Source organism: Corallococcus sp. AB032C (assembly GCF_003668935.1).
Lineage (GTDB): Bacteria > Myxococcota > Myxococcia > Myxococcales > Myxococcaceae > Corallococcus > Corallococcus exiguus.
In genome coordinates, this window is the sequence record NZ_RAWP01000173.1 from 1 (window position 1) to 12,635 (window position 12,635).

Consider the following 12,635-nt stretch of genomic DNA (forward strand, 5'->3'; position numbering starts at 1 on the left):
CCTCCGGGCGCCGCTCGGGAGGCGGCCAGGGGGGGCGGGCTGTCATCCACCCGACAGCTGGGGCCCCTCTCCCCCCGGGACTCCGGCCGGGCGCGCGTCGGATTGGCGGGACGGCCGTCCCGGGGCAAGCAGGGGGCGGGAGGGGTCATGGCCGAGACTTTCGACGTGGTGGTGATTGGAGCGGGTCCCGCGGGCGAGAACGCGGGCGCGCGCGCGGCGGCGGGGGGATTGAAGGTCGCGCTGGTGGAGCACGAGCTCCTGGGCGGCGAGTGCTCCTACTGGGCCTGTATGCCCAGCAAGGCGCTGCTTCACCCCGGCGAGACGCTGTGGCTCGCGAAGCACACGCCCGGCGTGCGCGAGCTCATCCAGGGCCCGCTCCAGGCGGACGCCGTGCTCAAGCACCGCGACCAGATGGTGTCCAACTACGACGACAGGTCCCAGGTGAAGTGGGCGGAGGGCGCGAAGCTCACCGTGATGCGCGGCAAGGGCCGGCTCACGGGCCCGCGCAAGGTGGCCGTCACGGGCAAGGACGGCAAGGTGCGCGAGCTGGAGGCGAAGCAGGCCGTCGTCATCGCCACGGGCAGCAAGCCGCGCCTGCCGGACATCGCGGGCCTCAAGGACTCCAGGCCGTGGGACAACCGCGAGGGCACCGGCGCCAAGGCGGTGCCGGGCCGGCTGGTGGTGCTGGGCGGCGGCGTGGAGGCGGTGGAGCTGGCGCAGGCGTGGCGCGAGCTGGGCTCGGAGGTGACGCTGGTGCAGCGCGGGCCCCGCGTGCTCAAGCGCTTTGAACCCTTCGTCAGCGAGCAGGTGGCCGAGGCGCTGCGCGACTCCGGCGTGCGCGTGTTGCTGGAGACGCAGGCCACCAAGGTGCAGCGCTCCGGAGCCCAGGGCGAATACACCATCACGCTGACCGGCGGGGACACGCTGCGCGCGGACGCGCTGCTCGTCGCCATGGGCCGCACCGCGCGCACGGACGACCTGGGCCTGGACACGGTGGGGCTCAAGCCCGGCGCGACCATCGAGGTGGATGATCAGCTCCGCGCCACGGGCGTGGACGGCGGCTGGCTGTACGCGTGCGGCGACGCGAACGGCCGCAACATGCTCACGCACATGGGCAAGTATCAGGCGCGGCTGTTGGGAGACGTCCTGCTGGGCAAGCCCGCGAAGGCGTGGGCGGACGCGAAGGCCACGCCTCAGGTCATCTTCACGCACCCGCAGGTGGGCAGCGTGGGCCTCACCGAGGACCAGGCGCGCAAGGCGGGCGTGCCGGTGAAGACCGTGCAGTACGAGCTGGGCGACGTGGCCGGCGCGTCCGTCATGGGCAAGGACCTCAAGGGCACGGCCAAGCTGGTGGTGGACGAGAAGCGCCGGGTCATCGTGGGCGCCACGTTCACCGGGCCGGGCGTGGGCGAGATGATCCACGCGGCCACCATCGCCGTCGCGGGCGAGGTGCCGCTGGACACGCTCTGGCACGCGGTGCCGTCGTACCCCACCGTGAGCGAGGTGTGGCTGCGGCTGCTGGAAGCCTACGGCCTGTGATTGCGGCGGGGCGCCCCCGCGTGGAATGGTGCGCGCCCCTCCGTGTCCCGGTCCGTGAATGAGCACCGCTGAGCCCGCCCGCCAACGCGCGTCCCTGAAGGTGGAGTGGGCGTTGTTGCTGGTGCTCGCCGTGGCGGCCGTGGCGGTGGGGCAGCATCCCCGGCGCGGCGCGGACTTCCGCGTCTACCTCACCGCCGCGGAGCGCTTCCGCGAGGGCACGGACCTCTACCGCGCCGAGGACGGCACCATGCCGTTCAAGTACGCGCCCGTCACCGCGCCCCTGTTCCTGCCCTTCACCGCCGTGCCGCCGCGCGCGGCCGTGGCGCTGTGGAACCTGGGCTCCGTGCTCGCGCTCGGCGCCGTGTCCGTGCTCACGCGTCGCGCGGTGCCCAAGGACGGAGAGGCGACGCCGTGGCCGTGGGCTCCGGTGCTCGCCACCGCCGCGCTGATGCCCGCGTTCTCCTTCGAAATCTTCTACGGCCAGGTGGACGTCGTGCTGCTGTGGCTGCTGGTGCTCGCGGCCGTGGGTGCCGAGCGGGGCCGCACGTGGGGCCCCGGCGCGGCCTTCGCCGTGGCGTGCCTGCTCAAGCCTCCGGCCGCGCTGCTGGGGTTGTTCTTCCTGGCGCGCCGTCACTGGCGCGTGGTGGGGACCACCGCCCTCTTCGGCGTCCTGCTGGTGCTGCCCACGCTGGGCCGCTACGGCTGGACGGGCACGCTGTCACAGATGCGTGACTGGACGGAGATCCTGGCGCGCACCACGCCGCCGTGGGCGCTGGGCCACAACCCACAGGGCCTGCCCACGCTGCTGCTGTCACTGGTGCTGCCCCCGGAGTCGCTGCCTCCCGCGGGTGCGATGACCGCGGCGCAGTTCGTGGCGATGGGGCTGTTCATCGGTGCGCTCGTGTGGGCGCGGCCCGGTCCGGTGGAGCTGCTCGCGTTCTGCTGCCTGGGCGTAACGCTTTTGTCACCGTTGGCGTGGCGCGCGAACTACCTGCTCGCGTGGCCGGTGATCCGCGCGGCGCTGGAGGGACGCTCGCGCCTGGGGCAGGCGTGCGTGGCCGGAGTGGCCCTCATCGGCATGGGCGTGTCCGACGCGGTGTTGGGCGCGGAGTGGGCCCGGCACCTGTTGCTCTTCCGGCCGTTCGCGGTGGCGTACTCCGCGCTGCTGATCGCGCTGTTGTGGCAGACGCGGCGGCACGGAACGCCCACGGCGGTGATTTCCGACAAGACCGTGACTCACCTGCCGCGCGGATTTTTGAACGCTCGCGGTTCGTGACCCAATCGAAACAAGGCCGGGGGCAAAGTGTCACGGAGCCTGAACCTTCGTGACACACGGTGTCGCTATATGCGTCCCCGTCATGTTCGAAACGTTCGACAGCGCCTCCAGCGCCCCCGCCGCCCGGCGGTTCGCGCTCTCCACGACCGCGTCGGTCGCCGTCTTCGGACTCATCGCCGTGGCGGCGATGACCGCGGCCAACACGGTGAAGGAAGTCATCAAGGAGAAGAAGGTGGACGTCGTCTTCCGTCCGCCTCCGCCGCCTCCCGTCGTGGAGGTGAAGCCGCCGCCCCCGCCTCCGCCCGTCGCGAAGCCTCCTCCTCGCGCCGCGCCGCCTGTCGCCAAGGCCGCGCCTCCACCCGCGGCGATGCCCACCGTCGCTCCCGCGCCGCTGAAGGCCCCGGACGCGGTGCCGCTCGACAAGCCGCCCGAGGCTGAGAAGGAAGTCGTCGCCGCGGCGCCCATGGCCGTCGGTGGCACGGGCACGCTCGTCCCTGGCGGTGTGGTGGGTGGCACCGGCAGCGGCGAGGGCATGGCCATCGGTGGTGGCCGCGCGCAGCCCATCAACCTCCCGGAGGCGGGGACGCCGCCGGAGCCGCTGGCCTCCAACCTCATCCCCGAATACCCGTCCGACGCCCGCTCCAAGGGGCTGGAGGGGATGGTCATCCTCAAGGGCGTCGTCGAGGTCGACGGCCGCGTCACCGGCCTCAAGGTGATGCGCGGCGATGAGCCCTTCGCCAGCGCCGCGCTGGCCGCCGCGCGCACGTGGCGCTTCAAGCCCGCCGTCGTGTCCGGTCAGCCGACCGCCGTCTTCCGCATCTTCAAGGTCCCGTTCCGCCTCAAGTCCTGACGCCTTCCTCCCCCTTCGGAAAGCCACAGCCATGAACTTCAATCTCAAGGAAATCTACGCGCACATGGGCGTCTTCGCCCTGGGCATCGCCTGGACGCTGATCGCCTTCGCGGTCGCGTCGCTGGCGGTGTTCTTCGAGCGCCTGTTCGTCTTCTTCCGCTCGCGCGCCGCGTCCCGCCAGTTCGCGGGCCGCGCCGGTCCGCTGCTCGCGCAGCAGCAGCACGACGCGCTGGTGAAGGAGGCGGACGGCAGCAAGAGCAGCCACCTGGCGATGATGCTCGGCGGTGGCATGAAGACGTTCCTCGCCAGGTCCCGCGCTCCCGCCGGGAAGCTGGGCCCGGTGGAGCTCACGCGGCGTGACCTGGTGCGCATCAACGAGCGCATCACCGCGGACGTGCGCCGGGGCATGTCGGTGCTGGCCACGGTGGGTTCGGTGGCGCCGTTCGTCGGCCTGCTCGGCACGGTGGTGGGCATCATCGAGGCCTTCGCCGGTATCGCGAAGGAGGGCTCCGGAGGCCTGGGCGCGGTGTCCGCCGGTATCGCCGAGGCGCTCGTCGTCACGGCGCTGGGCCTGCTGGTCGCCATCCCCGCGGTGCTGATGTTCAACTTCCTGTCCACCCGCGCGGACGCGCTGCTGCTCTCCCTGGAGCAGGCCCGCAGCGAGTTCATGGACCACCTGGAGGACATGTCCGGCGACAAGCGCGCGGCGGCCCACGGCGGCTCGCACTCGGGCTCCGACGTCGTCTCCACGCGGACCGAGGCGGGCGATGTCGGCCATGCGTAAGAGCAGCCTCACGCCGGAGATGAACGTGACGCCGCTGGTGGACGTGGTGCTCGTCCTCCTCATCATCTTCATGGTCGTCACGCCGCAGCTGGAGGCCGGCGCCGCGGTGGAGCTGCCCGCGGCGATGAACCCGGATCCAGAGAACAAGAACCTGGAGCCCACCACGGTGAGCCTGGCGTCCAACGGGTCGTTCTACCTGGACCGCAAGCAGCTGACCCGGGACGCGCTGGTGGTGGAGCTCAAGGCGCTGCACCAGGCGAAGCCGGACGCGCCCGTGGTGCTCAAGGCGGACCGGGGCGTGGCGTACGCGCAGGTGCGCGGCGTGTTCAAGGCGATGCAGGACATCGGGTTCCCGGGCATCAGTCTCCAGGTCATCGACCGGAAGAAGAACTGAAGGGGAGGCACGCGCCATGGCTTTCGACGTCGGTGGCAACAAGGGCGGCGGCGTCCGCCCCACGATGAACGTGACGCCCCTGGTGGACGTGGTGCTCGTCCTCCTCATCATCTTCATGGTCGTCACGCCGCTGATGACCAAGAACCTGTGGATGAACGTGCCCGCGAAGCCGGACAAGAAGGAGGACACCCCGCCTCCTCCTCCGGACGCGAAGCCGCCGGTGGTGCTCACGGTGGACAAGGCCGGCACGCTGCGCATCAACCACGAAGAGGTTCCGCGCGACCAGGTGGTGGTCCGCCTGCAGCGCATGTTGAACGCGCGCGCGGACAAGATTGTCTTCTTCGACGCGAGCGACGCGGTGCCGTACGGAAGTGCGATGGAAGTGCTGGACCTGGCGCGGGGCGGGAACATCACCGTCGCCGTGCTGCCGGAACGACTGGCGGACTGACTCCAGGCGCCCCGCGCGCGGCTCGTGAAGCCGCGCGCGGTTCGTGACGCCGAGTTTTCCCGCCACCGCCACAGACGTCACAAACCCTTCATCCCAATGCCACGGGCGTCGCGTTGAGTGCGCGTCGCTGTCGGCAAGGAGAGCCGTGTTGTCTCGTACAAGCTTCGTGCGCGCCTTCGTCGCGTCACTCGTGCTCATCACCCTGCCTGCCTTCGCGCAGGCGCCCGGCGCGGAATCCTCCGCGCCCGCCGCGCCTTCGCCCTCCGCCTCCCCGGGCCAGCAGCCGGCCGGAGAGCTTCCCCCTCCGCCGGGCACCCCGCCCGCTCCTTCCGCCCCGTCGCAGCCGGGAAGCGCTCCCGCGCAGGCCTCGCAGCCCGCGGATCCTTCCGCTCCGGCCGCCGCTCAGTCCGAGACGCCGGCGGATGGCGCGGCAACCACCGACGAGGCCACGGCCTCCGACGAGGCCGCCATGGGCGATGAGGCCCTGGCGGAGTCCGCCGCGCCGCCCCCGGGCTTCACCGGCATCTACGGCCGGCTGACGGACGAGGCCACCGGTGAAGGCCTCATCGAGGCCACCGTGAAGGTCGTGACGGGCGCCGACAAGCAGGCCCTCACGGACCTGGACGGCAACTACCGGCTCGCGCTGCCGCCGGGCAAGTACGACCTGCGCGCCTTCTACGACGTGTACCAGGGCCGCCGCATCACGGGCGTCATCGTCACCCAGGGCAAGGCCACGAAGCTGGACGTCGCGCTCAGCGCGGACGTGGGCGCGGTGCAGGAGGTCGTCGTCGAGGCCCGCTCCGACCGCCGCGCGGAAGGCGCCCTGCTCCAGGACCGCAAGAAGGCCGCCGCCGTCTCCGACGCCATCAGCGCGCAGGAAATCGCCCGCACGCCGGACTCCAGCGCCGGTGACGCCGTGAAGCGCGTGGTCAGCGCCACGGTGGTGGACGGCCGCTACGTGCTGCTGCGCGGCCTGGGTGGCCGCTACGCCACCACGCTGCTCAACGGCGCGCTGCTGCCCAGCCCGGAACCGGACGAGCCCAGCGTGCCGCTGGACCTGTTCCCCACCAGCCTGCTGGCCAACCTCAACGTGGTGAAGAGCTACACGTCGGACCTGCCGGGCACCTTCGGCGGCGGCACGCTGCTCATCGAGACCAACACCTACCCCTCCCAGTTCGAGTTCAAGCCGCGCCTCACCCTGGGCGGTGACACCGTCACCACCTTCCGCGAGCGCAACTCGCAGGCACAGGGCGGCTTCGGCGAGACGCTGGGCTTCGCCTCCTCCGACCGCGCCCTGCCGGACGCGCTCCCCCGCGACCACCGCCTGGGCGCGGGCGGCGAGTCAGCGCAGCAACTGGAGAGCCAGTGGGAGAGCTTCACCAACGTCTGGGAGCGCCGCACCACGCGCGCCGTCCCCAACATGGGCCTGGGCGCGTCCCTGGGTGACACGCTGCGCTTCGGCAACCAGCGCCTGGGCTACCTGGCCACCGTCAACTACGGCCACCGCGACGGCGTGCAGACGGGTGACTTCGCCCGCGCCGCCCGCGACGAGTCCGGCAGCCTCATCTCCCAGGACGTGGCGCGCACCACGCAGGGCTTCTCCACCGCGAACCTCAGCGGCCTGGCCAGCCTGGGCTACCAGTTCGACCGCGACAACGAGCTGACCCTCTTCAGCCTCTACACGCGCGGCACCGACACGCGCACGTACACCGCCAACGGCAACAACAACGTGCGCGGTGACACCTACGCCAGCACCCGCCTCCAGTTCATCACCCGCGCGCTGTCCTTCACGCAGCTGCGCGGCTTCCACCGCCTGGGGCTGCTGGGCGACTCCGAGGTGGACTGGCAGGCCAACATCTCCCGCGTGGACCGCGACGAGCCCGACACGCGCGACACGCTCTACAGCGCCGCCCTCAACAACCCGGACGCGCAGCTGTCCTTCCCCAACCAGCCCAACAGCGGCGAGCGCTTCTTCGCGGAGCTGGGCGAGACGTCCACGGGCGGCAGCCTCAACCTCACCCTGCCCTTCACCTCCGACTTCCGCCTGAAGGTGGGCGGTCTCACCCAGGTGTCCTTCCGTAACTTCAACGCGCGCCGCTTCCGCTACCTGCTCACCGAGGAGCCGGTGGACCGCACCCAGTCCCCCGAGCAGCTCTTCTCGCCGGACAACGTGGGCACCTCCATCACCGTGCGTGAGACGACGCGCGCGGATGACGCCTACAACGCCTTCCTGGGCGTCTACGCCGGCTACGTGTCCGCGGACTACAAGCCCGTGGAGCCGCTGCGCCTGGTGGGCGGCGTACGCCTGGAGGCTTCTTCCCAGCAGCTGACGCTCAAGGACCCGTTCACCAGCGTGGAGAGCGACTCCGGCGGCGCGGACCAGAACTACCTGGACGTGCTGCCGTCGCTCAACGCGACCTACGCGCTGTCGCCGGAAGTGAACCTGCGCGCGGGCTACAGCTACACGCTGGCGCGGCCCACCTTCCGCGAGCTGGCGCCCTTCATCTTCTTCGACTTCGTGCGCCGCCGGAACGTGTCCGGCAACCCCGACCTGCTGGAGACGCGCATCCACAACGTGGACCTCCGCGCCGAGTGGTTCGTGGGCGAGAACGACGTGCTGGCCGCGAGCGCCTTCTACAAGCGCTTCCAGAACCCCATCGAGCGCATCATCCGCAACCCGGAATCGGGCGACCTGGGCTTCGAGAACGCCGCGGGCGCGGACAGCTACGGCGTGGAGCTGGAGGCGCGCACGTCGCTGGCGCGCTTCAGCCCCGCGCTGCGTCCGGTGCGCGTGGGCGCGAACCTGACGCTCATCCAGTCGCAGGTGGCCCTGGGTGACTCCGCGCTGGGCGCGCAGACGAGCAAGGACCGTCCGCTCCAGGGCCAGTCCCCCTACGTGGTCAACGTGAACGTGGGCTACGAGCGGCCGGAGAGCGGCACGGAAGTGGCGGTGCTCTACAACGTGTACGGCCAGCGCATCAGCGAGGTCGGCGTGCAGGGCCTGCCGGACGTGTACGAGCGGCCCTTCCACCGCGTGGACCTCACCCTCACCCAGAAGCTCGGCGCGACGCAGCTGAAGCTGACCGCCGCGAACCTCCTCAACGCATCCGTCAGCCTCCGCCAGGGGGACGTGACGGTGCAGACGTACAAGCCCGGCGTGGCGTTCACCGCGGCGCTCGGCTGGGCCCTGTAGCTCCTCCCATTCCCTGAAAGGACGCACCGACATGAAGAGCCTCTTTGCCTCCGTCCTCACCCTCTCCAGCATCGCGCTGCTCTCCGGCTGCGGTGACGACACCAAGCCCGACAACACCCCGGACGGCGGCGACCCGCAGGCCACCGAGCAGGACGTGTCCGGCAGCATCAACGGAGACACGACGTGGAAGGCCGGCACGACGTACACGCTGAAGAGCTACGTGTTCGTGGAGAGCGGCACGCTCACCATTGAGCCGGGCGTCACCATCAAGGGCGACCAGGGCAGCGCGCTGGTCATCACCCGCGAAGCGAAGCTCAACGCGGTGGGCACGGCGGAGAAGCCCATCGTCTTCACCAGCTCGCAGGCTGCGGGCACGCGCCTGGCGGGTGACTGGGGCGGCGTGGTGCTGCTCGGCAAGGCGCGCATCAACGTGGCCGGCGGCGAGAACACCATCGAGGGCTTCTTCGCCACGAGCGGTGACACGCGCACGAAGTACGGCGGCACGGACGACGCGCACGACTGCGGCAAGCTGAAGTACGCGCGCATCGAGTTCGCGGGCTACGAGCTGGCCGAGGACAACGAGCTCAACGGCCTGACGACGGGCGCGTGCGGCAGCGCGACGGACATCGACTACGTGCAGGTGCACAAGGGCGCCGACGACGGCGTGGAGATGTTCGGCGGCACGGCGGGCCTGAAGCACATCGTCATCAGCCAGCCGGACGACGACGGCCTGGACTACGACCTGGGCTGGCGCGGCAAGGTGCAGTTCCTGGTGGTGCAGCAGAACGCGGTCGTGGGCAACCGCGGCATCGAGGCGTCCGGCAACAAGAACGACAACGGCGCGCAGCCGCACACGGTGCCGGAGATCTGGAACGCGACGTTCATCGGCTCTGGCCGTGCGGCGGGCACGACGCCGGCGCAGGAGGGACTGGTTTTCAACACGGGCGCGGGCGGCCTGCTGCGCAACGTCATCGTGGCGAACTTCGCGGACTCGGCGGTCGACGTGGACGGCACGGCCTCCGCGGCGCTGTGGAACGCGGCCACCCCGGAGCTCTCCATCCAGAACACGTTCTTCTGGTCCAACAAGGGCAACACGGTCTCCATCCCGAACGCGCCGAACCCGAAGAAGGACGCGTCGGGCGCGGTGACGGACCCGGACGTGAGCAAGTTCGCGGAGGCGGAGAAGGTGCTGGCCTCGGGCCTGAGCAACAAGGTCCTGGATCCGCAGCTGACGGCGGCGCTGAACCTGGACGCCCCGAACTTCACCCCGGCGACGGGCTCCCCGGCGCTGAACCCGGACAACGCGGCCACGCCGGGCGCGGGCTTCGACACCAGCGCGCGCTTCGTCGGCGCGGTGGGCACCACCAACTGGCTGGCCGGCTGGACCTCGTTCCCGAAGAACTAGCCCTTCGGTGAACATGGACCGCGTGCTCCCGGCAGCGCCGTACGGGGGCACGCGGTCTTCTTTATTGCGGCTGGACCAGTCCCTGTCGGACGAGTTCCTTGGCGAGGAAGGGGAAGTGCCTTCGCAGGAAGTCGAAGTTGAACGCCCCCTGGCGGTACTCGTCGTACCAACTCGTCCTGGCCTCGAGAAACTCTTCGTCGTTGAGGTCCAGCCGGTCGATGGTGTCCTGGACCCGCTGCTGCATTGAAGCGGATAGCCCTGCGCCAGGGATGACCTGCAAGGTGGAGAGTTCCAGCGCGAACCAGCCGTCCTGCACCTCGAAGGGGTCGAGCACGTCCTCGAAGGCGTTCTTGCGCGCGTTCATCCGGTTGCATGCCAGCCGGTAGTTGCTCCACTCGTAGGCCAGCGCACGCTGCTTCGACTTGGGCAGCAGATGGTCCACGGTGAGGGCTCCCGTCCCTCGTGGGATGTACAGGCACGAATAGGCGCAGATGCCCCGGTAGGCTTTCCAGAGCTGGAGGCTGCAATGCCTCCAGTGGGGACGAAGTTCGTCCGTGCCCTGGAGGTCTTCGTGTCCCTTCTGACGAACCCGGGCATCGAAGGCCGCGGGCTCTGGCTGCGGGTCGACGTGGATCATGGGTCGATGCCCGCGGCCTCCGCGCGCGCAAGCCACCGTGGCCAGAACGGGTCCGTGTCCCGGAGCACCCGGTAGAGCTCGTTGTGGATGCGGCGGACCTCTTCGATGGGGAGATTCGGGTCCTTGAGCGCGGCCTTCGCAGCCGTGATGGCCTGCTCGGCCTCCACGGAGCGCGGCTCTTTCAAGTCGAAGACTTCGGAGGTGAGCCAGGCGTTGGCGTCTCCACGCGGACGCCACTGCGCCTTGGTCGCCTGCACTTCCTGCCCCACCAGGTCGAACATGAAGAGCGCGTCCTGCGCTTCATCGAACAGGGGCTCGGCGGAGGCGAGGACCAGGGGCGAATGCGTGACGGCAATCACCTGGACCTTCACGTCCTCGCGAAGGGCACGAACAACTTCGAGCAGTGAAGGGAGGATGAGCCGCTGCCAACGGGGATGGAGGTGTGACTCCATCTCATCAACGAGCAGGACGATGCGGTCCGTCACGGGCACCTTGAAGAACTCCGCCGCACGGACATGCTCTTCCCAGGCCCAGACCAACAAGTAGGCAAGCCCAACGATACGCTTTACCGCCGCAGAAGCATGCGTCAGCGGCACCAAACCGTAAGGCATCTGTAGAGTCGGAATGTCTCGAACGTCTTCGATGCTGATGCGCGTGGGCTCGCCTGGGATCAGCGACTCATGCGCTCCAGGAGAGAGGACTTCCAAGACCCTCTTCAGCCGATGGAAGGGGCTTGAGTTCTTGATCTGCCATGTCACCCAGTCATAGAGCAGCCCGTTGCAAACCGTCCGCCCATCCTTCTCCAGACGATTCCAAAGTTCGTCAGGCGTGAAGTCGTATGCCGGCAGATTGGTGGCCGGCGCGTGGCCATACCTCCGACCATTCCGAAGGTAATCCCAGAGGGAGAAACTGCCGTCGACACGCGCGTAGAGCGTCAACGCCTCGCCAGGAACGGCCATCAAGTGCCCGTTGTAGACAGCCTCCATCCTGGGACCGAGTTCGATAAGTCCATCAGGTCCGCGAAGGACGCCAGTCACACTAGGTCTTCCAACCCAATCCTGTCTCGGAAGGGCTGGAACAGCATCCCAACTTCTTGTCAGCGCCCACCAAGCGAGTTCGAGGACGAACGTCTTCCCGAGCCCGTTGTCGCCGGTCAGCAAGTTGAGGCGCGGAGCAAACTCGAACGAGAGGCGCGGACTGGGGCCCACGCCCTCCATCTCCAACCGCTCAAGCATCCTGGGCCTCCGGCTTCGGCATCATGCCTGCCTCCTTACTTCAACTTCGAGGCTCCGCCCCAGTTCAGCACCCCTCCGAAAACAACACGGCCCGACACTCCCTCGCAGGAGCGCCGGGCCGGAGGCCAGGGGACCGGCTACGACTGAAGGCTCGCCGCCTCGTCCTGCGCGCCGTCCGGCCCGTTGCCGTCCGTGAAGAGGTTGGCCACCGGGCGCAGCTTGGGGGGACGGCCGCGGCGGCGCGGGGCGTTGTCGTCGTTGCCCGGCGCAGCGCCCACCGCCTCCACCGGGGCCTGGCCGCCCTTGCGCACCGGACGCGGCAGGTGGATGGCCTCCAGCTTCGCCCCCAGCTCCCCGTCGTCCTCCGCGAACACCTTCGCGTAGGCCAACGCGCGCTGACCCTTCTGGAGCAGCGACTCCTGGCTCTCGTTCAGCTCCTGCCTCGCCGCGTCCAGCGCCGCCTGCGCCCGGGCCACCGCTTCCGCCTTCTCACGCACATGCGCCGCGGACTCGCCCAACACCGCGGTGTCCACATCCGGGAACTTCACGTCCGCCAGGTCCGTGGCGAACAGCTCAAGCAGCGCGCGCAGCGCGGGGGAGATGGAATCGTTCTCGGGGGTTTCGAACATGGACAGGCCTCCTCACAAGGCGTCGTTGAACGCCGCCTATCTGCCCAGATGTTCAGTGCCCTTTCAAGGGGGTCTTCCAACAGGCCGGAAAGTCGGCCCCGCAGCCACCGTCAAGGCCGGTGCTGATCAATCCACCCGCACCAGCCCCACCTCTCGCACACCCGCCGACGGATCCACGTCCACCGCCAGGAAGTGCCGGCCCACCCCGTCGAAGCGCTCCGGGATCGCCCCGCCCCCTCCGGAGA

11 protein-coding genes and 1 pseudogene are annotated in these 12,635 nt (G+C 69.7%); 8 read left to right on the forward strand and 4 right to left on the reverse strand.

The annotated features are described in order from the left end of the window. The first annotated feature begins 147 nt into the window (after nt 1–147). The 8 genes from D7X99_RS39680 to D7X99_RS39715 all read left to right on the forward strand — a co-directional run bounded on the left by D7X99_RS39680 (nt 148) and on the right by D7X99_RS39715 (nt 9,889). On the forward strand, nt 148–1,539 hold the full coding sequence (locus tag D7X99_RS39680) for an NAD(P)/FAD-dependent oxidoreductase (RefSeq protein WP_121782284.1): 1,392 nt from the start codon (nt 148–150) through the stop codon (nt 1,537–1,539). Nucleotides 1,540–1,597: 58 nt separating this feature from the next. After that, complete coding sequence (locus D7X99_RS39685; RefSeq protein ID WP_233614124.1) at nt 1,598–2,815, forward strand: glycosyltransferase family 87 protein; 1,218 nt, start codon at nt 1,598–1,600, stop codon at nt 2,813–2,815. Nucleotides 2,816–2,897: 82 nt separating this feature from the next. Further along, nucleotides 2,898–3,665, forward strand: a complete 768-nt coding sequence (locus D7X99_RS39690; RefSeq protein WP_121782285.1) for an energy transducer TonB — start codon at nt 2,898–2,900, stop codon at nt 3,663–3,665. Nucleotides 3,666–3,696: 31 nt separating this feature from the next. Beyond that, nucleotides 3,697–4,449: a MotA/TolQ/ExbB proton channel family protein gene (locus tag D7X99_RS39695; RefSeq protein ID WP_121782286.1), complete on the forward strand. Its 753-nt coding sequence runs from the start codon at nt 3,697–3,699 to the stop codon at nt 4,447–4,449. Then, nucleotides 4,433–4,843: a biopolymer transporter ExbD gene (locus D7X99_RS39700; protein ID WP_121782287.1), complete on the forward strand. Its 411-nt coding sequence runs from the start codon at nt 4,433–4,435 to the stop codon at nt 4,841–4,843. The genes D7X99_RS39695 and D7X99_RS39700 overlap by 17 nt, the downstream gene beginning before the upstream one ends. Nucleotides 4,844–4,859: 16 nt before the next feature. Beyond that, complete coding sequence (locus D7X99_RS39705; protein ID WP_121782288.1) at nt 4,860–5,291, forward strand: biopolymer transporter ExbD; 432 nt, start codon at nt 4,860–4,862, stop codon at nt 5,289–5,291. Between the two features lie 145 nt (nt 5,292–5,436). Continuing rightward, on the forward strand, nt 5,437–8,484 hold the full coding sequence (locus tag D7X99_RS39710; RefSeq protein ID WP_121782289.1) for a TonB-dependent receptor: 3,048 nt from the start codon (nt 5,437–5,439) through the stop codon (nt 8,482–8,484). Between the two features lie 31 nt (nt 8,485–8,515). Beyond that, nucleotides 8,516–9,889 carry a hypothetical protein gene (locus D7X99_RS39715; RefSeq protein WP_121782290.1) on the forward strand — a complete coding sequence of 458 codons (1,374 nt, stop codon included), beginning with the start codon at nt 8,516–8,518 and terminating at the stop codon, nt 9,887–9,889. A 61-nt stretch (nt 9,890–9,950) separates the two neighbouring features. On the opposite strand, the gene D7X99_RS39720 is transcribed toward D7X99_RS39715, so the two are convergent. From D7X99_RS39720 to D7X99_RS39735, 4 genes and pseudogenes are all read right to left on the reverse strand, one after another. Further along, entirely contained in the window at nt 9,951–10,526 is a 576-nt protein-coding gene (locus D7X99_RS39720; protein WP_121782291.1) for an HNH endonuclease, read from the reverse strand. After that, nucleotides 10,523–11,512 carry an AAA family ATPase gene (locus tag D7X99_RS39725; RefSeq protein ID WP_158627147.1) on the reverse strand — a complete coding sequence of 330 codons (990 nt, stop codon included), beginning with the start codon at nt 11,510–11,512 and terminating at the stop codon, nt 10,523–10,525. Before D7X99_RS39725 ends, D7X99_RS39720 begins: the two co-directional genes overlap by 4 nt. Nucleotides 11,513–11,898: 386 nt before the next feature. Further along, nucleotides 11,899–12,390: a hypothetical protein gene (locus D7X99_RS39730; RefSeq protein WP_121782293.1), complete on the reverse strand. Its 492-nt coding sequence runs from the start codon at nt 12,388–12,390 to the stop codon at nt 11,899–11,901. Nucleotides 12,391–12,516: 126 nt separating this feature from the next. Further along, a pseudogene (locus D7X99_RS39735) lies at nt 12,517–12,635 on the reverse strand (metallophosphoesterase); the annotation flags it as partial.